The 22,222-nt window shown below is 70.1% G+C and carries 20 protein-coding genes and 1 pseudogene; 7 read left to right on the top strand and 14 right to left on the bottom strand.

From position 1 onward, the window contains the following. Window positions 1–103: 103 nt before the first annotated feature. The 4 genes from AB0A97_RS27725 to AB0A97_RS27710 all read right to left on the bottom strand — a co-directional run bounded on the left by AB0A97_RS27725 (window position 104) and on the right by AB0A97_RS27710 (window position 5,252). Window positions 104–535 (bottom strand): NUDIX hydrolase, encoded by a 432-nt coding sequence (locus tag AB0A97_RS27725; RefSeq protein WP_361154947.1) that lies wholly within the window; start codon window positions 533–535, stop codon window positions 104–106. Between the two features lie 143 nt (window positions 536–678). Continuing rightward, complete coding sequence (locus tag AB0A97_RS27720; protein ID WP_361154946.1) at window positions 679–2,229, bottom strand: FG-GAP-like repeat-containing protein; 1,551 nt, start codon at window positions 2,227–2,229, stop codon at window positions 679–681. Between the two features lie 257 nt (window positions 2,230–2,486). Further along, the gene (locus AB0A97_RS27715; RefSeq protein WP_361154945.1) at window positions 2,487–4,229 is read right to left on the bottom strand and encodes an FG-GAP-like repeat-containing protein; all 1,743 of its coding nucleotides are present in this window, start codon (window positions 4,227–4,229) and stop codon (window positions 2,487–2,489) included. Window positions 4,230–4,775: 546 nt separating this feature from the next. Then, the gene (locus AB0A97_RS27710; RefSeq protein ID WP_361154943.1) at window positions 4,776–5,252 is read right to left on the bottom strand and encodes a helix-turn-helix domain-containing protein; all 477 of its coding nucleotides are present in this window, start codon (window positions 5,250–5,252) and stop codon (window positions 4,776–4,778) included. 121 nt (window positions 5,253–5,373) lie between these two features. Between AB0A97_RS27710 and AB0A97_RS27705 the strand changes: the two genes are divergently transcribed. Then, window positions 5,374–6,675: an MFS transporter gene (locus AB0A97_RS27705; protein WP_361154941.1), complete on the top strand. Its 1,302-nt coding sequence runs from the start codon at window positions 5,374–5,376 to the stop codon at window positions 6,673–6,675. A gap of 113 nt (window positions 6,676–6,788) precedes the next feature. On the opposite strand, the gene AB0A97_RS27700 is transcribed toward AB0A97_RS27705, so the two are convergent. The 3 genes from AB0A97_RS27700 to AB0A97_RS27690 all read right to left on the bottom strand — a co-directional run bounded on the left by AB0A97_RS27700 (window position 6,789) and on the right by AB0A97_RS27690 (window position 9,493). Beyond that, window positions 6,789–8,006, bottom strand: a complete 1,218-nt coding sequence (locus AB0A97_RS27700) for an epoxide hydrolase family protein (RefSeq protein WP_361154939.1) — start codon at window positions 8,004–8,006, stop codon at window positions 6,789–6,791. A 59-nt stretch (window positions 8,007–8,065) separates the two neighbouring features. Beyond that, on the bottom strand, window positions 8,066–8,956 hold the full coding sequence (locus AB0A97_RS27695) for an AraC family transcriptional regulator (RefSeq protein ID WP_361154938.1): 891 nt from the start codon (window positions 8,954–8,956) through the stop codon (window positions 8,066–8,068). Between the two features lie 102 nt (window positions 8,957–9,058). Next, window positions 9,059–9,493, bottom strand: a complete 435-nt coding sequence (locus AB0A97_RS27690) for a VOC family protein (RefSeq protein WP_361154936.1) — start codon at window positions 9,491–9,493, stop codon at window positions 9,059–9,061. A gap of 159 nt (window positions 9,494–9,652) precedes the next feature. Between AB0A97_RS27690 and AB0A97_RS27685 the strand changes: the two genes are divergently transcribed. Beyond that, on the top strand, window positions 9,653–9,841 hold the full coding sequence (locus AB0A97_RS27685) for a hypothetical protein (protein ID WP_361154935.1): 189 nt from the start codon (window positions 9,653–9,655) through the stop codon (window positions 9,839–9,841). A 103-nt stretch (window positions 9,842–9,944) separates the two neighbouring features. Here the strand turns inward: AB0A97_RS27685 and AB0A97_RS27680 are convergent, their stop codons facing one another. The 3 genes from AB0A97_RS27680 to AB0A97_RS27670 form a co-directional block, all read right to left on the bottom strand. After that, on the bottom strand, window positions 9,945–10,985 hold the full coding sequence (locus AB0A97_RS27680) for a vWA domain-containing protein (protein WP_361154934.1): 1,041 nt from the start codon (window positions 10,983–10,985) through the stop codon (window positions 9,945–9,947). Between the two features lie 98 nt (window positions 10,986–11,083). After that, a complete protein-coding gene (locus tag AB0A97_RS27675) occupies window positions 11,084–11,584 on the bottom strand; it encodes a DinB family protein (protein ID WP_361154932.1) in 501 nt (166 codons plus the stop codon). Window positions 11,585–11,638: 54 nt separating this feature from the next. Beyond that, the gene (locus tag AB0A97_RS27670; protein ID WP_361154930.1) at window positions 11,639–12,265 is read right to left on the bottom strand and encodes a methyltransferase domain-containing protein; all 627 of its coding nucleotides are present in this window, start codon (window positions 12,263–12,265) and stop codon (window positions 11,639–11,641) included. 88 nt (window positions 12,266–12,353) lie between these two features. On the opposite strand from AB0A97_RS27670, the gene AB0A97_RS27665 reads away from it, so the two are divergent. Next, entirely contained in the window at window positions 12,354–12,956 is a 603-nt protein-coding gene (locus AB0A97_RS27665; protein WP_361154928.1) for an XRE family transcriptional regulator, read from the top strand. Window positions 12,957–12,983: 27 nt separating this feature from the next. Here the strand turns inward: AB0A97_RS27665 and car are convergent, their stop codons facing one another. The 3 genes from car to AB0A97_RS27650 form a co-directional block, all read right to left on the bottom strand. Next, the gene (car, locus tag AB0A97_RS27660) at window positions 12,984–16,607 is read right to left on the bottom strand and encodes a carboxylic acid reductase (RefSeq protein WP_361154927.1); all 3,624 of its coding nucleotides are present in this window, start codon (window positions 16,605–16,607) and stop codon (window positions 12,984–12,986) included. Between the two features lie 83 nt (window positions 16,608–16,690). Next, entirely contained in the window at window positions 16,691–17,932 is a 1,242-nt protein-coding gene (locus AB0A97_RS27655) for an MFS transporter (protein ID WP_361154925.1), read from the bottom strand. Continuing rightward, window positions 17,929–18,639: an FCD domain-containing protein gene (locus AB0A97_RS27650; RefSeq protein ID WP_361154924.1), complete on the bottom strand. Its 711-nt coding sequence runs from the start codon at window positions 18,637–18,639 to the stop codon at window positions 17,929–17,931. The genes AB0A97_RS27655 and AB0A97_RS27650 overlap by 4 nt, the downstream gene beginning before the upstream one ends. 159 nt (window positions 18,640–18,798) lie before the next feature. On the opposite strand from AB0A97_RS27650, the pseudogene AB0A97_RS27645 reads away from it, so the two are divergent. The 4 genes and pseudogenes from AB0A97_RS27645 (at window position 18,799) to AB0A97_RS27630 (ending at window position 20,946) form a co-directional block, all read left to right on the top strand. Then, window positions 18,799–19,334 (top strand): annotated as a pseudogene (locus AB0A97_RS27645) (VOC family protein). Next, a complete protein-coding gene (locus AB0A97_RS27640; RefSeq protein ID WP_361154922.1) occupies window positions 19,327–20,130 on the top strand; it encodes a MerR family transcriptional regulator in 804 nt (267 codons plus the stop codon). The pseudogene AB0A97_RS27645 and the gene AB0A97_RS27640 overlap by 8 nt, the downstream one beginning before the upstream one ends. A gap of 235 nt (window positions 20,131–20,365) precedes the next feature. Further along, window positions 20,366–20,731, top strand: a complete 366-nt coding sequence (locus tag AB0A97_RS27635; protein ID WP_361154921.1) for a hypothetical protein — start codon at window positions 20,366–20,368, stop codon at window positions 20,729–20,731. A gap of 62 nt (window positions 20,732–20,793) precedes the next feature. After that, window positions 20,794–20,946 carry a hypothetical protein gene (locus AB0A97_RS27630; protein WP_361154920.1) on the top strand — a complete coding sequence of 51 codons (153 nt, stop codon included), beginning with the start codon at window positions 20,794–20,796 and terminating at the stop codon, window positions 20,944–20,946. 63 nt (window positions 20,947–21,009) lie between these two features. Here the strand turns inward: AB0A97_RS27630 and AB0A97_RS27625 are convergent, their stop codons facing one another. After that, window positions 21,010–22,050, bottom strand: coding sequence for an aldo/keto reductase (locus tag AB0A97_RS27625; RefSeq protein ID WP_361154967.1), 1,041 nt, complete (start codon window positions 22,048–22,050; stop codon window positions 21,010–21,012). Window positions 22,051–22,222: the final 172 nt, after the last annotated feature.

Raw genomic sequence — 22,222 nt, 5'->3', positions numbered from 1 at the left:
CGGCCTGGCCACCCGATACGACAAGACCGCCACCATCTACCTCGCCGGACTCCACCTCGCCGCCATCTTCATCTGGTCGGCGAGATGATCCGAAGAAAAGGCCCTAGCCGTACCAGGCGGCGACGGCTCGCTTGTATCCGTCCGGCATGGTCAGCCCTGGCACCTCGTCCGCGGTGAACAGGCCCAGCCGCTCGTGCTCGTGACTGACGACGGGCGGCCGTTGGGGAGTCAGCACGGTGCAGCCGTAGGTCACGATCAGCACGCGGCACCCGGGAACGGGCTGGTAGATCCATACCCCGCCGTCAAGGAGCGGTCCGGCCTCGACGTCCCAGCCGGTCTCTTCCCGGATTTCGCGCTCCAGCGCAGCCTCCGGACTGGGGTCCGGCAACTGCCCTTCACCGGTGCTGCCGATCTCCAGGCGGCCGCCCGGCAGTTCCCACTCGCCGCGCTCATTGCGCAGGAGCAGCACACGCTCACGTGCGTCGAGCGCGACACCTTTCACGGAAACGGGCCACAGCGGCGACGTGTACGTCATGGCAGCCCCCGTCCTGCGATGCGCGAGTAGCCTCCGGGGAACGTAGCACGCTCCCATCGGCCCACGAACGAGGCAGCGGCCCGCACGGCGGACGTCACGCGTCGCCGTGCGGGCCGCTGGTTGCAGGGCAGGGGGAGGGCCGGTCAGGAGGTGGTGGACCACATGAGGGGGCCGCTGGTCAGCGGGTCCTTGCCGTTGCCGGTGTAGAGGCGCAGGTCGCCGTTGACGCGGTGGGCGGCTATGTCGGCCTTGCCGTCGCCGTTGAAGTCGCCGCCGAGGACGGAGCGCATGTAGCCCCACGTCTTGTCGTGCCAGAGGTCAGCGGCACGGCTGACCGTGCCCTGGGCGTTGCCGGTGTAGAGGCGGAGCGCACCGTCGTAGGCGATCGCGGCGATGTCGTCCCGGCCGTCGCCGTTGAAGTCGCCGGAGGCCAGGCGCTTCATGCCGTCCCAGGTCTTGTCGGGCCACAGGTCGCGCTTGGCGTTGACGAGGGTGCCGTCGGGGTTGGTGGTGTAGGCGTGCAGCGAGCCGTCACCCCACACGGCGGCCAGGCCGTCGCGGCCGGAGGAGTCGGAGCGGTAGCGCACGATCTGCTTCATCGTGCCCCAGGAGGTGTCGTGCCACAGGGGGCGGCGCGGGTTGAGGAGGCCGTCACCGGAGCCGGTGTGCAGGAAGAGCTGCCCGTCGCCGCGGAGGGCGATCAGGTCGGCCTTGCCGTCGCCGTTGAAGTCACCTCCGATGATCTGCGTGTAGTTCTTCCAGGTGCCGTCGTGGGCCCACAGCTCGCGGCCGTACCGCAGCGTGCCGTCCGGGTTGGCGGAGAAGGCGTGCAGGTTTCCGTCGTTCAGTACGGCGGCGATGTCGGTGCGGCCGTCGCCGTCGAAGTCGGCGGCCGCGATGACGTTGCTGACGTCCGGGACCTTCGTGGTCAGCCGCACCGTCTGGATCCAGTCGGCGATGTCGTCCGTACGGGACGCGACGGCACCGTCGCGGGCCTCGTCCTCATGACCGAAGCAGCCCTTGAACCACGATCGGTTGTTGACTCCGACGAGCTCGTACCGGCCGCCGCTCGCACGCCATACCGGGGCACCGGCGTCACCCTCACACACGGCGGCCGCGTCGTCCTTGCCGGCGAGGTCGATGGTGCTGTTCTCCACGCCGCGCGCGGTGAAGCGCCCGTAGTGCAGGCGGTCGGGTACCCATTCGTCCTTGGTGCGGCCGAAACCGCTGACGGTGACGTCCTCGTCGCGCGACAGCTTCCCGGTCGGGAGGCCGGCCGGTGCGACCCCGGGGACCGGCTCGGCCAGCCTGGCCATGACCAGGTCTCGGTCGCCACGTGGGACGAGCTGCTCGACGGTCGTGACCGTGCCGTCGTCCGGCCGGGAGAGATCGGTGCGCCCCACGGTCGCGGTGGTCTTCAGCTTCGGCGCCCCGGCCGTGAGCTGTGCGTACTGTGCGGGGTCGTCGGTGAAACAACTGGCGGCGGTGACCAGCCACAGCTCGTCGACGAGTGTGGCCGTGCAACTGCGCTTGCCGTCGCCGATGTCCAGCTTCACGGTGGACGGATAGGAACCGTCCTGGGCGGCCGGGCCCACGACCGCGTCGGCTGACCCGGCGGTCAGCAGGACTGCGGTGAGGGCGGCAGCGGATATCCCAGCGGTGAGACCGGCGCGGGAGGAGTGTCTGGCAGACATGACGTTCTTTCTGTTCGGTTGGGTCTTTGTCTGTTCGGTGGGGGCTTTGCTCTGCTCAGGGGCAGGTTGGTTCTTGGATTGGCGGGGGCGGTGCCCAGTGGTGGGGGAGTGGCTGGGGCCTCAGCGCGCCGACGGTAGGCCGGTGGCCGGCCTTTCGCGGTTCTGCGATTCCGTGCTTGCGCAGTTCGGTTGTCCCGCGATTCCGGAGCCCACGGCCCCACGAGCCGGTTCCGGAAACCGGAACCGGCCGGTCGGCCTCAGCTGATGGCCTGGATCCGCTTCCAGCCCGTCGGGCCGACGATCCTGGCGTCACCGTCCGTCGGGTCACCGGCGGTGCCGGTGCCGCCCTTGTAGTACAGCAGCGTGCCGCTCCCGTCCGCCGTCGTGGCCCACAGGTCCGCCACCCCGTCGCCGTTCGCGTCCGCCGCTCCGGTGATCAACGGACGGTTGCGGGTGTCCCAGCCGCGCGTTCCGTAGAGGGTGCGGTCGCCGAAGGTGTTGTCGGAACGACCGCGGTAGAGCCACAGCTTGTCGTCGCGGGTGTCCCGGACGAACAGATCGGGTCGCCCGTCGCCGGTGGCGTCGCCGGCCGCGGACAGCGTCATCGGCGCCCAGCCGTCGCCACCCAGCCGGACCCGGGGCTTGAGCTGCGGCCGGTCCGCCGGATCACCCGCGTACAGCCACAGCTTGTCCTCGTAACGCGTCACGAGGTCGGGGTGGCCGTCGCCGGTGACATCGCCGGCGGCGACGATCTGAGCGTCGGCGGGCCAGTTCCGGCCGATCCGGATGCGGGCACCGAGCGAGCCCTCGCCGGTGTTGGGGTAGAGCCACAGGTCGTTGCCGATGCGCGCGAACAGGTCCTCGCGGCCGTCGCCGGTGAAGTCGCCGCGGTGGGTGACGGAAGCGCCGGACCAGCCGCCCGTGCCGATGACGCGGTGGCCGCCGGTGACCCCGCCGTCGCCCAGCCCGGGGTAGAGGCGCAGCTTGCCCGTGTCGTCCACCGCCACCAGGTCCGGTTTGCCGTCGCCGCTCAGGTCGCCGGGGACGGGCGCCCCGGGCAGTTGCGCGAAGATCGGCGCATGGTCGGAGTACCCGGTGGGCGGGCCGCTGGTGGGCTCGTTCTCCGACCGGTCCATCCGGGACGTGTCGATGGCGCAGGTCGCGAACCGGCTGTTGCCGGGAGCCCGGTCGGTGAAGAAGTGGTCCAGTTCGTGGAGTGAGTGCCGCCGCGTCGCGCGGTCCCACCCGTGGTAGGTGAAGCCGTCGATGCAGCGGTCGAAGGAATCGGTCAGCGGCTTCATGTAGTCCGCGCCCGCGTTGCGGTTGAAGTCCCCACCGAGGACGAAGCCGGAGTTCGCTGCCGTACCGAGGTACGCCTTCACGTTCTTGACCTGCTGGGCGACGCGCTCGGATTCGCCGACCGCGATGTGCGTGGTACACACCCTGGTCGTCCAGCCCTGGACGGACGCGCACAGGACCGGGAGTGTCTGCTTGTCCTGGCCCGACGGGTCCGCGGGCAGCATGTTGGCCGAAGAGCTCTCGGTGATGCTCCCCTTGACCGCCAGGGCGACCCCCAGCTCACCCGAGAGTGCCCCACGGCAGTCGGTGCGTCCGTCGGGCCGGGCCCCGGAGGCATGCCGTACGTCCCAGCCGTCGCCCAACTGGGCGCGTAGCAACTCCAGATGACTGTTCGGGGCGACACCGCACACCTCTTGCAGCATCACCACGTTGGCCTGTCGCTCGTCGACGAGCTTCTTGATCTGCGCGGCCTTCTGCTCCGGCTCGTTGCGGTGCGGACAGTACCCGGCCTCACCGCGCCGACCGCCCGCTTCGCCGCAGATGTTCCACGACACCACCCGCAGCTCGGGCTGCGCAGACCCGAGGGGGGCGGCCGGGCCGGCTACGGCCAACGGGGCGAACGCCAGCGGCAGAGCGGCACCGATCAGGCCTGCGGCCAGTGCCCGGGTCGCCCTCGGTATACGTGAGAAAAGTCTGTTCATGGCGCCTTCGCGGTCCCCTTCGCGCGATCAGAATTCATCGCCGGGCGCGGCACCGCACCCTTCTCACGGGCAAGGCCGACTTTCCCGACACTCAGTGCACTGTGTGCCGATTCGGGATTCTAACGTCATGTACTCATCCGACTTCGTGCCTGACTCCGCGGGACGGCCCTGACCGCAGGCGTGGTGGCCGCGCTCGGAAACCGGCATTGCGCAGGGCGTGGGCTCGTCCGGCCGGGGGACGTCTCCACCGGGCCCGGCTCCCGCGACGGCCATTCCGTCGTGGGCCGGTTCGTCTGGACGGTGACTGACTGGCTCGCCTGGTAGTGGGACTGGTGGATGTCGAGTTCCAGACCGCCGTACGCATACAGCTACGGCAGCCCGTCGGCTCCGGTCGACGAGCTGTCCGCCCGCGGAGATCCCAACGACTTCGTGATGTCTTCGAGTTGCCCTCCCCGGTGCGCCACACCGATATGGCCGGTCCAGGCGAAAGGGGTAGGTATTTCCAGAACGTTCAAATGGGGCAGGATTTCACGGCGGTGTGACGCGTCAGCTTCGATCCTTCGGGTCGGACCGATGGCTGGAGACCTTGTGGACGGTGGTGTCATCAGGGCCCAGTCGTCGCCCGTCCGCAGACAGCACTTCCAATGTGCGGAGGTGCTCTCCGTGGCGTCGGTCGACCAGTTGTGAGTGTGCTTCGCCGGGGGCGAAGAAGTTCTGTTCGCCCCACTGTCGCAGCGCCACGATGACGGGGAAGAGCGCCTCGCCCTTCGGGGTGAGTACGTACTCGCGGTAGGCGCTGCCGTCCGAGGCGGGAACGGATTCGAGGATTCCGCCGGCGGCCAGGGTGCGCAGTCGCGCGGTGAGAATGTTCTTTGCGACGCCGAGGCTGCGCTGGAACTCCCCGAAGCGCCGGCTTCCGTCGAAGGCGTCCCGCACGATCAGCAGGGACCACCAGTCGCCGATCGCGTCCACCGACCGGGCGACGGGGCAGTCGCTGTCGTCGAAGCGTGTCCTGGTCACCATGGCGCCCTCGCTCTCTGAGTGGTTGCAACATGCTACCAAAACGGCTACGGTCTCCGTCGCTATGGTGGCAAGTTGAAACCAGATGGTCGGAGGGGTACCGATGCCCGGCAAGGGTGAGGCTGTGACACGACGGACCGAGGCAGAGGCCGAAGTCGAAGCGGAGGTAGAGGCAGGGGCCGAAGTCGAGGTTGAGGCAGAGGTCGGAGTCGAGGTCGGGACTGAGGCCGAGGCCGGGAGGGAGGAAGGTGCCGCGTCCGTCCTGTCCCGCGGCGTCGTCATCCTGTTCGCCGTCGCCTGCGGGGCCGCCGTGGCCAACGTCTACTTCTCCCAGCCGCTCCTGGTGACGATCGGACAGGACCTCGGCATGAGCCCGGCGCTCGTCGGCAGCGTGGTCACCCTGACGCACGTCGGGTACGGGCTCGGGCTCTTCTTCCTCGTGCCGCTGGGCGACGTGGCCGACCGCAGACGGCTCGTCGTGGCCCAGTTACTGCTCCTGGTGCTGGCGCTGACCGTCGTGGCAGCCGCCCGCACGGCGACGTTCCTGCTCGTGGGCATGGCTGCCACCGGGCTTCTCGCGGTCGTCACCCAGACGTTGGTCGCCTTCGCCGCGTCACTGGCCGCACCCGCCGTACGCGGACGGGTCGTCGGCCTGGTCACCAGCGGCGTGGTCGTCGGAATCCTGCTCGCCCGCACCGCCTCCGGCCTGCTGGCCGACCTGGCGGGCTGGCGCTCCGTCTACCTCGCCTCCGCGTCGCTCACCGCTCTCCTCGCCCTGGTCCTGTACCGCGTGCTGCCGCGCCGTACTGACGCCCCGCCGACCGCCCTGCGCTACGGGCAGCTCCTGCGCTCCACGGTCACCCTGTTCGTACGGGAAAGACTGCTGCGGCTCCGGGCCCTGTTCGGGCTGCTGATCTTCGCCGCCTTCAGCACCCTGTGGAGCAGCGTCGCGCTGCCGCTCAGCGAGGCCCCGTACTTTCTGCCGCACAGTGCGATCGGGGCGCTGGGCCTGATCGGCGTCGCCGGAGCCCTGGCCGCGACGGTGGCGGGCCGTCTGAACGACCGTGGGCTCTCCCGGCGGACCACCGGCATCGCCCTGGCACTGCTCGCCGCCTCGTGGCTGCCCTTGGCCTTCACCCGCAGCTCGCTCTGGGCCCTGGCCGTCGGGGTGATCCTTCTCGACCTCGCCGTGCAGGCGGTGCATGTCACCAACCAAACCCTGATCCACGCGCTGCACCCGGACGCCGGCAGCCGGCTGATCGGCGGATACATGGTCTTCTACTCGGTCGGCAGCGCTGCCGGCGCCATCGCCGCGACGACGCTCTACACGGTCGCCGGGTGGGGCGCCGTATGCGCGCTGGGTGCCGCGTTCAGCTTCCTCGGGCTCGTCCTGTGGGCGTGCGCCCGACACGCTGACCTGCACTGAGCTACGGACCCGGCAGTCCGACTCGATGTCTTCTGCCGGAAGCCGGAGTGAGCGGCTGCCCCGGCCGACTGGTCGGGGCAGCCGCTCACTCCGAATGTCTGACAGGGAAGCCGTTATCGCTTGCGACCGTCCGTGTGCTGACGTGTGTGCCGGAACGCGGCGCGGATCTCGGCAACCAGCAGGTCCGGCTGTTCCAGGCCGGGGAAGTGGCCGCCGCGATCCATCTCGTGCCACGAGCGGAGGTCGTGGTAACGGCGCTCCGCCCAGCGCCGGGCGGTCGGCCACGGCTCGGCCGGGAACAGTGAGCAGGCGGTGGGCGTCGTCACCGGTTGGGCGATCTCCTCCTCGGCGCTGCGCGGCACCCACCGCATGGCTTCCCAGTACCAGCGGGCGCTGGAGGCGCCGGTCCCGGTCAGCCAGTACAGGGCGATGTTCTCCACCTGCTGCGTCACGCTCACCCCGCCACCGGCCTCGGGCCGGGTGTCGGAATAGGCGTCGAACTTCTCGCCGAGCCACGCCGCCAGACCGGCGGGGGAGTCGAGCAGGGAGTAGCCGAGCGTCTGCGGACGCGTCGCCATGATCATGCCGAAGCCGTAGCCGTCCGCGAGATGGTTGTCGCGTCGCTCCAGCATGCGCAGCTCCGAGGGGTCGGGGGCGTCCCGGTCCGCCGGCAGAGGAGAGGCGAGCGGCATCGTCAGATGCAGACCGGCGACGCGCTCGGGCACCTGGCGCGCCAGTTCGGTACTGACGTACGCGCCCCAGTCCCCGCCGTGCGCGCCGAACCGCTCGTACCCGAGCGTGGTCATCAGCTCGGCCCAGGCCCGCGCCGTACGGGCCGGCTGCCAGCCGCGCTCACCCGGACGCTCACTGAACCCGAATCCGGGCAGCGACGGTACGACCACGTGGAACGCGTCGGCGGCGGAACCGCCATGAGCCACGGGATCGGTGAGCGGCCCGAGGACGTTCTCGAATTCGAGCACGGAGCCCGGCCAGCCGTGGGTCAGTACCAAGGGGAGCGCCGTCGGCTCGGGCGAGCGCACGTGCCAGAACGCGATGTTCAGCCCGTCGAGACGGGCGCGGTAGTGCGGAATCGCGTTCCAGCGGTCCTCCGTGGCCCGCCAGTCGTGCTGTCGCCAGGCGTCCAGCAACGTCCTCAGCCGGCCGAGCCCGATGCCCTGGGACGCGTCCGGCACCGTCTCGGGCTCGGGGAGCCGGACCTCGTCGAGACGAGTCCGCAGGAGCGTCAGCTCGCGGTCGGGAACGTGAAGGGGGAAGTGCTCGATCTGTCCGGTCTGCTCGGTGCCCGGCGGTGTCGTCGTGTTTCCAGCCATGGACGAAACCCTAGGTACGGTCACCGCTCGGACCCATGCGCGAGATTGCCGCGAAGAGGTCAGGAATTGCGGTACGCCGAAGGGCGGACGCCGGTGTGGCGCAGGAACGCCGTCGACAGGGCGCCGGGGTCGGCGAATCCGCAGAGCGGTGCGATCCGGGCGACCGTGAAGTCGGTCTCGCGCAGCAGGCGTTTCGCCTCTTCGACACGGAGGCGGGTGAGGTAGCGGTGAGGTGTCTGCCCGGTCGCCCGGCGGAACACGCGGACGAGGTGGAAGACGCTCAGATGCACTTCGTCCGCGACATCGGCCAGCGTGAGCGGTTCGGCCAGCCGGTCACGCATGAGCGCGATCGCCGCGCGGACACGCGCGTCCTCCCGCACCGGCCCCCGCCGCTCCGGGGCCCCGCAGTGACGGGTGAGCAGGTGTACGGCCAGGAAGGCGGCCGATGCCTCGGCGTACAGGTCCCCGGTCTCCGCCGCCGAACCGACGGCACGGACCGCCTCCACCAGGAGCGGGTCCCCGGCGGCCACGGATGCCGCCATGCTCGCGTAGTCGACCTCGCGGCTCCCCAACTGCGCCGCGGTACGTTCGACGGTGCCGCGCGGGATGTGCACCTGAATGCTGCGCAACGGCCCGTCCCCGCGGTAGCGGCGGAGGACGGACCGGTCGGGGACGGCCAGTTCGAGCTGGTCGGGTGCCCAGGTGCGGCGGTGCCATGGGCCACCGGCCCGCGTCTCCATCACGGCCCGGCCGGCCACGGGAAGGATCAGGTGCAGGTCCGCCGCGGCCGGCAACTCCATGCTCTCGACCACCGGGACGTGGTGGAACCGCTGTACCAGCAAGGACTGCCAGTCGGCGTCCTCCCAGCTGCAGTGCGTCCGCCGGACGTAGGAATCCATGGCGAAACCGGCGTAGGGCTGGAGATCGAGATGAGCCGAATCGAACACCATGCCGCCGAGAGTACGGGCCCCGGTGGCTTGCCCGGCCCGGGCGGACCCGCCAGGGCGGGCCGCCCGCGTGCGGCGTGGCATGCGTGCATGGTCGCCCGGCACTCAGTCGAGACAGAACTCGTTGCCCTCGACGTCCTGCATGCAGAGACACGACTCGTTGTCGTCGTCAGCGGGCAGCAGCCGCACGCGTACCGCGCCGAGCGCGACCAGGCGTGCGCCTTCGGCCTCAAGCGCGGCCACCCGCTCTTCACCCACGAGCCCGGTGCCGGCCCGCACGTCGAGATGCACCCGGTTCTTGACCACCTTCCCTTCGGGAACACGCTGGAAGTACAGTCGCGGGCCCACCCCCGAGGGGTCGTGGCAGGCGAACGCCGAACCCTGTAGCTCAGGCGGCCGCGATCGGTCGAAGTCGTCCCAAGTGGCGAACCCCTCCGGTGGCGGCGGTACGACATACCCCAGCGCCTCGCACCAGAAGCGAGCGACGCGCTCGGGGTCTGCGCAGTCGAAGGTGACCTGGAACTGCTTGATCGATGCCATCGGCCCATCGTAGAGGCGGGGTCTTCCGTCGTCATCCGGGTTGTCGCGGCTGGTCAGGTGGTGAGGCGCACGGCCGGCCGCGAGGTCGCCCGAAGAGTTGGCCGTAGGGTCTGCTGCCGGGCAACTGGCCCCCAGAGGCACGTCCGGCACCATGGTCGCGTGACGAACGACGAGGAAGTCGGAGCACCGTCGCTCAGTACCGGGTTGGTTGCCGGCATGCTGATCGGCATCGCGGCCGGGCTCGTACTCGGGTCGACTGTTTTCCACAATATGGCGATCGGCCTCGTGCTCGGCGGTGGTGCGGGCGGGGTCCTGGGGGGCACTTTGTCTGCGGCACGGCGCTCGTAACGTCAGCACCCACGAGAACCCGCATGCCGAAGCCGCGGATGCGGCCCCGCCGGTAGGGCCGGCGGAGCTTCGGAGCTTCCGGGACTTCAAGGCCGCCGAGGAATCAGAGCATCAGCAGCAGCCGCGTGTGCGGCACCAGCTTCCGGTTCACGCTGGTGCTCTGCACGAATATGGTGAAGTCGTCATTGCGGTCCGGGTTGACGCGAACTTCCTCGTCCGGCAGGCCCAGCAAGGATCGGGCCTCCGGCCCCGTGTACACCCGGTCCGTCTTCTTCTCCAGCACGGCGATCTGCTTCCGCGCCTGAATCTTCTCCGACTTGCTCAGCTGATAAAAGGCGCAACCGGTACGGTACGTGTGTCCGCATTCGACGACCCATTCCCGTATCGCCGCTGCGCGAGCCACCGGAATCAGCTGGTATTGCGACGGAGCCACGGGAGTGAGGCCGGCTGCCTCGATGGTGTCCTTGTTGACCGCCTCCGCGCCGGTGGAGAACACCGCCCGGGATCCTCGGATGCCCTGGGCCCGGCCCACCATGAAGTTCTCGGTGGCCTGCTGGATGACCAGCCCCGCCTCCTCCAGACCCTGGGTGCTGGTGGCGTCCCAGATGGCGATGTTGTCCTTCGGGAAGCCGCACTGCATCGCCTCGCGCTTGCCCATCTGGTCCGGCACGAGGACGGCGAGCGTCCAGTTGTCCTCCTGCCTCTTGAGCAATGCGTCCACGGCCTCGACCAGTTCACGGGTGCCCTTGCCGGCGGCGTCCGGGCAGCGATGGCTCGCGTTCTCCTGCCCGTCGGTCAGCACGAACGTCAGGAAGCTGTGGTCGCCGTACAGTTGAGCGGTCTGCGCCAGTTCCCGCTGCGACTTCAGCGTGGCCGCCAGCAGCGCCGTCATTCCGCCGACCCGGTAAAGCTCCTTCAGGGACGGCATCCGCAGCACGTCCTTGTCGTAAATGACGCACTCCACCGTGTCCGCGAAGGCGTACACCGTGACGCGGGTCTCCTGGTCCAGTTCCTTCGAGCGGCGCGCCAGATAAGCGATCTGCTGGTCGGCGACATCGACGACCTTACGGCTCAGGTGCGACATGGACGAACTGGCATCCAGCACAAGAGCGACGTGATTGATGTAGTTCTGCTTTCCGGACATGAAAGCTCCCCCTCTTCCGACTCGGTGCTCCCACCTTCTCACCCACCACTGACAATCGATCTTGGACGCGGAGCCGGGGGGCCGTGTACGCGGGTGAATCAGCGACCGGTCGAGCCGTCGATCAGCTCGCGGAGGATGTCCGCGTGGCCCGCGTGACGGCCGGTTTCCTCGATCATGTGGGTCAGTGCCCAGCGGACGCTGGGGCCGGGGCGCCCCTGCTGCGGCCGGGGGAACGGTGCGTCGAGATCGGTGCACACGTCGAGGGCGACGTTCGCGCGCTCGACCGTCTCGCGGTAGCGGGCCACGATGTCGGCGACGCTGTCCGCCGGTGCGGCCTGGAACGTCGCCCGCCAGTCGGTGACGCCGTCCCCGAGGAACAACCAGCGCTCGACCGCCGTCAGGTGGTTGAGCAGGCCGAGCAGGTTCGTGCCCGACGGTACGGCGGCTGTTCGGGCCTGTGGCTCGGGGGCGTCGTCGACCTTCGCGGCGATCGACGTACGGAGGTAGTCGAGGAATCCGCGCAGGACCTCGGCCTCGCTGCTTCCGGTCCGGGGTGGTGGGGTGTCGCCGCGGTGGGTGTGGCGCGTGGTGCTGGGCAACAGGGGTCGCCTTTCTTCGTCGAGCCGTCGTCGAGGTCGGCGCCGGCCACCGCGTCAGGCGGTGCGGCGGACGAGGAGGACATGGTCGGTGACTTCGGCGGTGCGCCCGTCCGGCCCGGTCGCGATCCGGCGGGGCGCGTCGGCCCGTTCGATCGTCCATGTCTCCGGGGCCAGGCCGATACCGGCGGCGACCTCCTGCGAGCTCGGGTACCGCGTGTCGGCATCCTGCTGCCACGACCACGGCGCGGCCGAGCCGTGGTCGACGACCAGCAACCGCCCGCCCGGGCGCAGGGCGTGCGCCGCCGCACGCAGGGCGGTCGCCCGGTCCAGGTCGCACGGGGACTGCAGGTAATGGGCGCAGATCAGATCGAACGCGCCGGGCGGGAAGGACTCGTGCACGTCGTACGGCACGGTGGTGACGCGTTCGGCCAGGCCGTGCGCGCGGGCGAGGGTGGCGAGCCGTTCGACCGCCACGGCCGAGATGTCGACGGCGGTGACCTGCCACCCCTGGTCGGCGAGCCACAGTGCGTCGCCGCCGGCACCGCAGCCGAGGTCCAGCGCGTCGCCAGGCGGCAGACCCGTCACCGTCTCGGTGAGACGGGCGTTGGGCCGCGGGTGTCCGGCTGCCGGCCGGGCCGCGTGGACGCCGTCCCAGAACGCGACCGCATCGGTGGTGCTCATCAAGACTCCTTGTGTCGGTGGGCGCCCAGTGTCGCCAGGCACCGCACGGCCTGGCACGGAAACTTGCGGTAACGGCAAGATGGGCCGCATGGACCCCAAGACGGACGACGACGTGCTCGACGCGGTGGGCTCAAGGCTCCGTGCGCTGCGCCGTCACCGCGGCATCACCCTCGCCGCCCTCGCGGTGACGACCGGCGTATCGGAGAGCGCCCTGTCCCGGCTGGAGAGCGGGCAACGCCGGCCGACCCTGGAGCTGCTGCTGCCGCTGGCCCGTGTCTACGACGTCCCGCTGGACGACCTCGTCGGTGCTCCGCGCACCGGCGATCCCCGGATCCACCTCAAGCCGATCAGCCGGCACGGCATGACCTTCGTACCCCTGTCCCGGCGTCCGGGCGGCGTGCACGCCTTCAAAATGATCATCCCCGCCCGTCCGGAACCCCTCGAACCGGCTCCGCAGACGCATGAGGGCTTCGAATGGCTCTACGTGCTCAACGGTCACCTGCGGCTCGTGACCGGCGATCGCGACCTGACGTTGCCGCCTGGTCAGGCAGCCGAGTTCGACACGTCCTTGCCGCACTGGCTGGGCAGCGCCGATGGCGGCGCGGTCGAACTCCTCATCCTGTTCGGACTGCAAGGGCTGCGCGCGCATGTACGCACCGACGCCGACCGGCCGTCTCCCGGCCACTCCTAGGCCCAGCCTCCGCCCCGGCCTGGCTGGTCACAGCAGGTGCTGTGCCCGAAGGTCCGCCACATACTTGGTGATCAGTTCCTGCGACAGGTGGGGGATGTCGTTCTCCTCGTCGAGGGCGGCGGCCCGGACGGCCGCGCGGAATTGTTGCGCAGGCAGTGCGGAGCCGGGCAAGGGCTCCTCCGGCTCGGCGAAGGCGTGCAGCAGGGGGAGCAGTGAATGCTGCCTCTGGCGATCGGGCAGGCCGCGCATGGCGGTCCCGAAGCGGTCGAGCCATTCGTCGTGATCGCGGATGCGCGTCAGGGGGTGCCCGGCTGCCACCAGCCAGTCGACGAAGGTGTCGAGTGAGATGCCGTCCTCGTGCGGGTTGACGACGTTGAAGGTCCGGTACCCCTCCCGTGCGCCGTCGCCCAGCGCGGCGATGGCGCGCGCTGTGAAGTCCACGGGGAGACCGTCGTAGTGCCCGCTGCCGGTATCGGCACCGACACCTCGGGCGTAAAAGCTCTCCGGGGCGATGCCTGTCGCCAGCAGGCTCAGCAGGAGGCGTGTGAACACGTCCGGGATGTTCAGCTGGCCCCGGTAGCGTCGGTGCGCGAGGATCATGTTGGAGCGGAACACGGCGACCGGCAGACCGTACGTGTCGTGTGCCTCGCGCAGCAGCACCTCGCCCGCCCATTTGCTGGCGGCGTAACCGTCCGCGTAACCGCCGTCGAGGTCGCGCACCCCGCAGGCCGTACGGATGTCGGCCGTCTCGTCGGCCGCGGCCTCGTACCCGAAGACGACGGCGACCGTCGACAGGTAGGTGAACTGCTTGATCCGGGAGGTGAGCGCGAGCCTGATCAGTTCGGCCGTCCCCAGTACGTTGGGGCCGAACTGCTGGTCGTACGGCAGGACATGGTTGACGAGCGCCGCCGGGTGGACGATCAGGTCCACGGTGTCTGCCAGCCGCTGCCAGGTCCCCTTGTCGAGCCCGAGGCCGGCTTCCCCGATGTCGCCGGCGACCACCTCCAGGTGCTCGGCGGCCAGTTCGCGGTAGTGCCGGAGGAGTTCCGGGTCGCCGCTGTCGAAGGACGCGTCGAGCCGTTTCCGGGCCGCCTCGTCGGTGCTGCCACGGACCACACACACCAGGGTGCCGCCGCGCTCGGCGACCCGTTCCAGCCATTCGAGGCACAGGAAGCGGCCCAGGTAGCCGTTGGCGCCGGTCAGCAGGACGGTCCGTGCCTCGGGCAGCGGACCGGTCGGCCTGCCGGTCTTCGCGAGGGCGTCCGTGTCGAGGAAAGCGTCCGGCGTCAGGTCGCCCGCCAACAGCCGCGTAGCGCCCGGCCCGTGGACGCTGTCGGCGGTCGGACGCCGGTGCCCCGCAAGGGCCTTCTCGATGTGGTCAGCCACCTGCCGGAGTGTGTTGACCGGGTTGATGAGGACGTCGACCGGGACATCGACGTGGAAGATGTCCTTCAGCAGTTGGGAGAACGACAGCGCGGAGAGGCTGTCACCACCGAGTTCGAGGAAGCGCGTGCCGGACCTGACGTCGCCGGGCCGGTGTCCGAGGAGCGCGCGGGCGGCACGGAGCACGGTCTCCGCTACCGGCTGGGACGGGCCTGCCTGGCGCAGTGCCTGGAGTTCGTCGGCCCCGCGCTCGGTCAGCTCGGTGTACAGCGCTTCGAGGCGTTCACCGTAGCGCTTCGTCAGCGCGGGGCGCAGCAGCTTCCGCACTCCGGAGAGTAACCCGTTCCGCTGGCTGAACGGCTCGGTCTCGATGAGGAAGTCCCGAGGCACCTCGTACGCGTTGAGACCCGCCTCGGTGGCGAGGCGTTGCAGGGATTCGCGCAGGATCGACCTCAGCCGCCGGGGGTCCTGGCCGGCACGGTCGAGCGCGTCCTGAGTGGGCACGATGACCGCGAGCAGGTAGGCACGGGCGCTGTTGCCGTACACAAACACCTGCCGGACGACCGGGCTGCCGGTGAACAGGGCTTCCAGACGGGACGTGGCCACGAACTCGCCCTGGGACAGCTTGAGGACGTTGGAGCGGCGGTCGACGTACACCAACGTGTCGGGGCCGGTGCGGGCCATGATGTCGCCCGTGCGGTAGAAGCCGTCCTCGTCGAAGACCTGGGCGGTGGCATCCGGCCGCTGGAAGTAGCCGGAAATGAGCCGGTCGGACTTGATCAGCAGCTCGCCCCTGGGGTGCGGCGCATCGGTCCGGAAGTATCCCAGCTCGGGCACGTCCGCCAGTTTGTGGTCGGTCACCGGCGGACGCAGCACCCGGCCGTCGAGCGAGACGATTCCGGCTTCCGTCGACCCGTAACCGTTGAGCAGCCGGACGTGCAGGCAGTTCTCGACGAACGCCGTCATCTCGGCGCTCAACGGTGCCGAGGCGCTTACGGCCCACAGGAGGCGGCCGCCCAGGACCTCCTCCCGCAATTCCGTTCGGAGTTCCGCCTGTACGCGCTCGATCTGCTCGGACGTGTCGCCTTCCACCCCCGTATCGCTCCGGCGGGCCAACTCGGCCTGGTAACGCTGGAAGAGCATGTCGCTGACGCGGGGCACCATGATGAACTCGGTGGGGCGGACCAGGGAAAGGTCCTCGAAGAGCGTCGACAGGTCGCTCGACGCCACGAAGCAGGCGATGCCCCCACGGGCGAGTGTGCCGAACAGTACGCCCCGTCCCATCATGTGGCTCAACGGCAGGTAATTGAGCACGATGGACGGCCGTACGCCTTGGCCAGGCACGAAGTCGACCCAGAACTGCCGGACAAGCCGCTCGGTGTACATGGCGCCCTTGGGGGTGCCGGTACTTCCCGAGGTGTAGATCAGCGAGCTGAGTGTGTCGGCCGTCGCCCCCTCGGGGCACCGGGGGGCCGGTGGCAGGGCCCGCCCTCGCTCGATGACCGACGCCAGGGTGTCCAGGGCGACGCCTCGGCCCTGCGCGGCGAGGCGATCGCGCGCGGAGTCCAGCTTCTCCTGGTGAGCGGTGATCTCGGGACGGTGGCCGAGAACGACGACCCTGTCCAGCGACGGGGTGTCCGCCGCGAGCTGGAGCGCGACGTCGAGGTGGGCCACGTCCACCGCGAGCAGGCGCGGCCCGCTCTGCGCGACGACGGGGGCCAGATGTTCGGCCGAGGCGCCGGCCTGGAGGGGGACGCTCACCGCACCGGAGCGGACGCACGCCAGATCCACCAGGGTGTACTCGGCGCTCGTGGGGCCGAGCAGCGCGACGACGTCACCGCGGCCCACGGCGTGGCCGGGCTGGTGCCGCCAGTCGGAGGCCACCGCGCCGACGCGTTCCCACAGTTCGCCGTAGGTGATCGTGTCGAAGCGCTCCAGGAGACGCAGCGTGGTACGGCCCGTATCAGGGTCGGTGACCGGTTCGGTGGCACGCTCGCCCAGGGCGGGGCGGTCCGCGTACCCCTCCATCACCGTGGCCACGAGGTCGGCGAGCGTGAGTCCCGGCCGTCGGATCGCCTCGGTGACGGCGTCCAGGGGCGCGGCGTCGCGGAACTGCGGGTCTGTCGCGTACAGGTGAGCGGCGCGCTGCGCGGTACGTTGCGTGAACGCGTCGGTCGGAGGCTGCGCGGTACGTGTGGTGAACTCGTCGGTCGGTGGCTGCGCCGTATGCGCGGTGAACGCGTCGGTCGGGGGCTGTGAGTCGGACATGAGTGCTCTCCTCTGCGCCTGGGGCTGGAAGGCCCGTTCAGGTGGGGGAATCTTCATGCTGCGGGGATGAGTGGGCGGCCTTGTCAGCGTGCCGGACACCGCACTTGGCGGTTGCGCCCTGCGCCGTATCCGGCACCTGCCATGGCGATGCCGAGAACGACCAGAAGCACGAGCGGAAGGGTCCAGCTGTCTGTGCTGTCGTGCAGGATGCCGAGGAGGAGGGGCCCGGCCGCTGCCACGAGGTAGCCGACGGACTGCGCCATGCCTGCCAGTGCGGCAGCTTCTCCGGGGCTGCCGGCGCGTTCGCTCTGGAAGGTCAGTGCGAGGACGAGACACGCGCCGCCACCCAGGCCGAGCAAGATGCACGCCAGAACGGACAGCGCGGGGGCCGACACCAGTACGGCGAAGCCACCGGCCACGAGGACCGAGGCCCCCGCCGCAACCCATCGTTGGTCGTGACGGCCCCGGGTGAGCAGGGGCAGGAGACCGCTGGCCGCCAGGCCGATCAGCTGGTAGAGGAACAGCATCCACCCGGCCGTGGTGCTGGTCGTGCCGTGGTGCATCAGAATGCTGGGCAGCCACGCGACGGCCGTGTAGAAGGCCAGGGATTGCAGGCCCATGAACAGGCTGACCTGCCAGGCCAGTCGGGACCGCCAGGGGACCGGGCTGCGGGTCGCCCCGGTGGAGGAGTGGGGCCTGTCGCCCCGCATCCGGGGCAGCCAGGCGAGGAACGCCGCGACAGTGAAGGCGACACCCCAGGCGAGCGCGGTGCGCCAGGAACCCGGCAACGTGTGGGAGAGCGGCGCGGAGATCCCGGAGGAGACCGCGGCCGTGACGCCCATGACCGTGACGTAGAGAGCACTGATGCCCTGGACGCGGTGTGCGGGCACGCTCCGCCGGATCAGCGCGGGCAGCAGCACGTTGCCGAACGCGATGGCAGCGGAAAGGATCACGGTCCCGGCGAACAGGCAGATCACCGAGGGAATCGACCGGACCACGGTGCCGACCGCCAGTGTGCCGAGGGCGGCCACCAGCAGGCGTGCGGTGCCGAACCGGTGGGAGGCCCGGGCCACCAGGGGTGACGTCGCGGCGAACGTCAGCAGGGGGAGCGTGCTCAGCAGTCCGCCCCAGCTCGATGTCAGGCCGCTGCCGTGCTCGATCGCCGGGAGCAGCGTACCGACACCGGTGAGGCCGGTACGCAGGTTCGCCGCTACGAGGCAGATCGCGAGGACGAGCCCGACGGACACGGCGGGCCGGGTGCGGTCGGCGGCCGGCGACGCCGCGGTGGAGCGCCGACGGGACAGCGACGCCGCCCGCGGACTCACTCTCCCGCCGCTTCGTGTGGGGCCCCGGCCTCGTGGTCGCGGGTGAGCTGGACGATCGCGGCCGCCGCGGCGCGGGCGCCGCTCTCGTCCCGGTCCTCGATCGCGTCGACGAGGCGCCGGTGCAGGGTGGCATGCTCCTCGGCGCCGGCGGCGTCCCAGGGCAGGCCGCCCAGGGAGGAGGTGAGAGCCGTACCGAGGTGGTCGTACATCTCGATCAGAAGGTCGTTGCCGCTCGCCCGGACGACGGCCCGGTGGAACAGCGCGTCGACACTCTCGGCCGCGGACCTGTCCGCGCCGGCGCAGGCCGCGTCGGCGTCGGCCACCAGCTCTTTGAGCTGGTGGAGCTGGTCCTCGCTGCGGCGCAGGGCGGCGGCTCCTGAGGCGTACTCTTCGAGGACGGTACGCAGTTCGAGCACGTTGTTCCGTTGCGCGGAACTCGCTCGCCGCACCATGACCGACTGGAGCTCACTCGACGCGCGGACGTAGGTGCCGTCCCCGACCCGGGCCTCCAGCAGGCCCAGGTGTACGAGCGCGCCGAGCGCCTCCCGCAGGGTGCTGCGCCCGACCCCGAGCTCCTCGATGAGCGCCTGCTCCGACGGGATACGCGTTCCCACCGGCCATCCGCCTGCCTCGATGTGCGAGCGGAGACTGTCCACGAGCTGCGCGGACAGGCTGGCTGTCCGCCGCGGTGTACTGATGCGTTTCATGGCGGCAGCATACAGACAAACATCAGACGTTTGAACATCACATAGGTGCTGGCTGGAGGGGTCTCGTGCGTCGGCCCCCATGCGGGCGGTTCATGGACGTTCATGCTCGTCATCACCAGGCTTGACCCTCACGTAGCGTGAGGCTGGAGTGTGGGGGGCATGAGCGACTACTACAACGCGTTCGAGATGAGCCCCGTACCCGCTCCCGGCCCGGACGCGGTTCCGCCGGAGCCGTTCCACGGCATATACGGGATGCCCGCGTTCGTGACATCCCCACGAGCGACTTGGCGGCTTCGGTGGACTTCTGGACCCGTGGGCTCGGGTTCTTCGAGCTGTTCGGCATCCCCGGCAGGCTCGTACATCTGCGCCGGTGGGCGTTCCAGGACGTACTCCTCGTCCCGGCGGAGAACGCTCCGGCACAGCCACCGGCGATGAGCTGCAGTTTCGCGTGCGTGCTCGGCCAGGTCGACCCCCTCGCCGAGGCATGTCGCGCGCTGCGCCCCGACTCGGTCGAGGGGCCGAGGGACACGCCCTGGAACACCCGCGACGTGACGGTGATCACGCCCGAGAGCGCACGGATCGTCTTTACTGCGGCGAAGCCCTTCGATCCGGCCAGTCAGGAGGCGCGGAACCTTGCAGCCATCGGAATCACCCCACCGGACGCCGGCCGCGGCGACCATGAGAAGCATGTCTGATGCCGATGAGGCCGGTGGCCTGACCGTCGGTCAGGCCTCGGCGCGGCTGGGCGTGACCGTCCGCGCGTTGCACCACTGGGACGAGATCGGCCTGGCGCGGCCGTCGCTGCGTACGACTGCCGGATACCGGCTCTACACCGCCGGTGATCTGGAACGTCTGCACCGCGTCGTCGTCTACCGCGAGATCGGTCTCGGCCTGGACCGGATCCGGACCGTCCTGGACGACTCGACCGCGGATGTACCCGGTGCGTTGCGCGCGCAACGCACCCAGGTCGCCGAACGGATCGCCCGCCTCCAGCGGCTCAGCGCCGGACTGGACCGGATGATCGACGCCCACGAGCGCGGCCTGCTGCTGACCGTCGAGCAGCAGGCCGCGGTCTTCGGCCCGCAGTGGAATCCGGACTGGCCCGCCGAGGCCCGTCGGCGCTACGGGGGCACGACGCAATGGCAGCAGTACGCCGAACGCTCGGCCTCTCGCGGCCCGGAGGAATGGCAGGCGGTCACCGACGCCATGGCCGACCTCGACCGCGCCCTCGGGGAGGCGATGGACGCAGTCGTCACCCCCGGCAGTCCGGAAGCGGACCAACTCGTCGAGCGGCACCGCGAAGTCTTCGCTTCGTACTTTCCCCTCACCAGGCAGATGCAGGTCTGCCTGGCCCGTACGTTCGAGACCGATCCGGGATTCGCTGCCCACTACGACGGCATCCGCACCGGCCTTGCCGCATGGTTCCGTCGCATCGTCGACGCCGGCGCCCGGGCCCACGGCATCGACCCCGAGACCGCGACCTGGCAGTAGAGCGCGGGACCGGGAGCCCGCACCCGTGAAGCGACCCTGACAACCCTTTTGGAGCTGCTTGGTAGGCCTTGGCGGGCCTTGGTATTGTTTACGGCTTGGATGGCCGGTGGATGTGTGGCCCGTGAACGCTCGGGAGGGCCGGATGTCAGTGAGATTGGGGTACCGGAATGCGGGTGCGCCGGACGTGTACCGGCGTGGCCTTCGGCCTGAGAGGGCGCATGACGGAGTTCTGCTCGTGGACATCGAGGCAGACCTGGTCATCCGGGACGGAGACCGGGTGGTGCTGGCGGAGGAGCAGTTCCCCGTGGCTGAGCTGGCGCGTGCTCTGGTGGGCTGGCTGCGCCGGTCGGACGGCGAGCGCGGTGACTTCGTGTTCGACTCGATGTCCTACCCGGAACCGGGGGTGGTGCGGATGGTGGAGTCGGCAGAGGGGTGGCGGGGCGGCTCGGTCTTCGAACCGGATGCCTGGACCTCACCGGTCACTTGGGACGTCCTTGCGGCGGAACTCGGACGCTTCGTGGCTGCCGTCCGCGGGGATGTGGCGGAGATCGGTGCCAGGCCCGGTCTGATCCCCGGCCTTCGCGGCACGGCCGGTCCGTGAGGCACGGCCGCCCGTGTCTCATCGGCCGGCCTCCTGCGCGGCCGCGACCTGTGGTTGGGGACATGATCCTGCTCGCAGAGGGGCGATCGGTCACCGAGTCCGGCCGGAGCCGCGGGCGGGCGACCACCAGCGCATTCATCGACACGTTCACCCGCACGGCCGACCTGGCACCCGGCGGCTACCGGGCAGCAACTCGCGGAACCGCCGACGCGTAGCCCCGTTCGGGGCCTTTCCCCCTCTCGTAGTCGAGCGCAGCGTCCCGCAGCAGTGGGGCGGTCTTACGCGTCCTGGACCCGGCGCGAAGGGCGCGAGCGCTCCCTCGGGCGCGCCAGTACGTCGTACGGGTACGGCAGCGGACGTTCGCTCGCCGCAGTCAGGCGCTCCTCCTGCTCCGGCGCAAGCTCCCAGCCGTGGGCGCCCAGGTTGTCCGTCAACTGCTCCAGGGTGCGTGCTCCGATGATCGGTGCCGTCACGCCCGGGCGCTGCAGCAGCCAGCGCAGTGCCACCTGGGCCGGGGTACGCCCCGTCTCGTCGGCGACCGCGAGCACCGCGTCCACGACCCGCCACGTCTGCTCGGTGTCCCGGTCCCGCCAGCTCTCCCGACCCTGCTGCTCCTGGACAGCCGCCTCCCGCGAGCCCGCCGGGGCGGCCGCCATGCCGCGCTGGTACTTGCCCGAGAGCCAGCCTCCCTGCAGCGGGCTGAACGGTATGACTCCGACTCCCTCCGCCTGGCTCAACGGCAGCAGCTCCCACTCCAGTTCCCGCGTCAGGAGGTTGTAGAGCGGCTGCAGACAGACGAACGGCTCCCAACGGTGGAACCGTGCCACGTCCAGCGCCTTCTGCAACTGCGACGGCGTGACGCTGCTCGCGCCCAAGTAGCGCACCTTGCCGTCCTGTACGAGCCCGTCCAGCGTCGACAGGGTCTCCTCGACCGGCGTCTCCACGTCCCACATGTGTGTCTGGTACAGGTCGATGTAGTCCGTACCGAGACGGCGCAGGCTGCCCTCGACAGCCGTCAGGATGTGTTTACGGCTCAGGCCCGACGCGTTCCCGCCGCCCTCGCCCATCGACCCGAACACCTTGGTGGCGATGACGAGGTCGTCACGGTTGCCACGGGCCTTGAGCCAACGGCCCAGGACCTCCTCGGACGCGCCCTGCCCGTAGATGTCCGCCGTGTCGACGAAGGTACCGCCCGCCGCCGTGAACGCGTCCAGCATGCGGTGCGACGTCACCTCGTCCGCGCTGCTGCCGAACGTCATCGTGCCCAGGCACAGTTCGCTGACACGCAACCCCGTCCCGCCCAGAAATCGCTGCTCCATCTGCTGCGGCTGCTCCATGGTTCCCGCCCTGCCCTTCCGTCGGCCGATGGGGCCACCTAAGACGTCCGGTACGGCAGGGGCAACACAATTCCTGGGACTGCCGGGGTGTTGGGTGAAGGCAGGCGCACCGATGTGGGCCCCGGGGATCAGCCGTAGCGTCCCCGAGGCCCGG

The sequence above is a fragment of the Streptomyces sp. NPDC045470 genome, assembly GCF_040646595.1.
Classification (GTDB): domain Bacteria; phylum Actinomycetota; class Actinomycetes; order Streptomycetales; family Streptomycetaceae; genus Streptomyces.
This window is presented reverse-complemented; position numbering and strand designations above follow the sequence as displayed.

What these genes read in the sequence shown, in the direction of transcription:
- AB0A97_RS27640 (WP_361154922.1), top strand. Translation starts at nt 19,327, where the DNA reads ATGTCTGATGCCGATGAGGCCGGTGGCCTGACCGTCGGTCAGGCCTCG.
- AB0A97_RS27665 (WP_361154928.1), top strand. Translation starts at nt 12,354, where the DNA reads ATGGACCCCAAGACGGACGACGACGTGCTCGACGCGGTGGGCTCAAGG.
- AB0A97_RS27700 (WP_361154939.1), bottom strand. Translation starts at nt 8,006, where the DNA reads ATGGCTGGAAACACGACGACACCGCCGGGCACCGAGCAGACCGGACAG.
- AB0A97_RS27725 (WP_361154947.1), bottom strand. Translation starts at nt 535, where the DNA reads ATGACGTACACGTCGCCGCTGTGGCCCGTTTCCGTGAAAGGTGTCGCG.
- AB0A97_RS27720 (WP_361154946.1), bottom strand. Translation starts at nt 2,229, where the DNA reads ATGTCTGCCAGACACTCCTCCCGCGCCGGTCTCACCGCTGGGATATCC.
- AB0A97_RS27695 (WP_361154938.1), bottom strand. Translation starts at nt 8,956, where the DNA reads ATGGTGTTCGATTCGGCTCATCTCGATCTCCAGCCCTACGCCGGTTTC.
- AB0A97_RS27710 (WP_361154943.1), bottom strand. Translation starts at nt 5,252, where the DNA reads ATGGTGACCAGGACACGCTTCGACGACAGCGACTGCCCCGTCGCCCGG.
- AB0A97_RS27625 (WP_361154967.1), bottom strand. Translation starts at nt 22,050, where the DNA reads ATGGAGCAGCGATTTCTGGGCGGGACGGGGTTGCGTGTCAGCGAACTG.
- AB0A97_RS27715 (WP_361154945.1), bottom strand. Translation starts at nt 4,229, where the DNA reads ATGAACAGACTTTTCTCACGTATACCGAGGGCGACCCGGGCACTGGCC.
- AB0A97_RS27690 (WP_361154936.1), bottom strand. Translation starts at nt 9,493, where the DNA reads ATGGCATCGATCAAGCAGTTCCAGGTCACCTTCGACTGCGCAGACCCC.
- AB0A97_RS27630 (WP_361154920.1), top strand. Translation starts at nt 20,794, where the DNA reads ATGATCCTGCTCGCAGAGGGGCGATCGGTCACCGAGTCCGGCCGGAGC.
- AB0A97_RS27650 (WP_361154924.1), bottom strand. Translation starts at nt 18,639, where the DNA reads ATGAAACGCATCAGTACACCGCGGCGGACAGCCAGCCTGTCCGCGCAG.
- AB0A97_RS27670 (WP_361154930.1), bottom strand. Translation starts at nt 12,265, where the DNA reads ATGAGCACCACCGATGCGGTCGCGTTCTGGGACGGCGTCCACGCGGCC.
- car (WP_361154927.1), bottom strand. Translation starts at nt 16,607, where the DNA reads ATGTCCGACTCACAGCCCCCGACCGACGCGTTCACCGCGCATACGGCG.
- AB0A97_RS27680 (WP_361154934.1), bottom strand. Translation starts at nt 10,985, where the DNA reads ATGTCCGGAAAGCAGAACTACATCAATCACGTCGCTCTTGTGCTGGAT.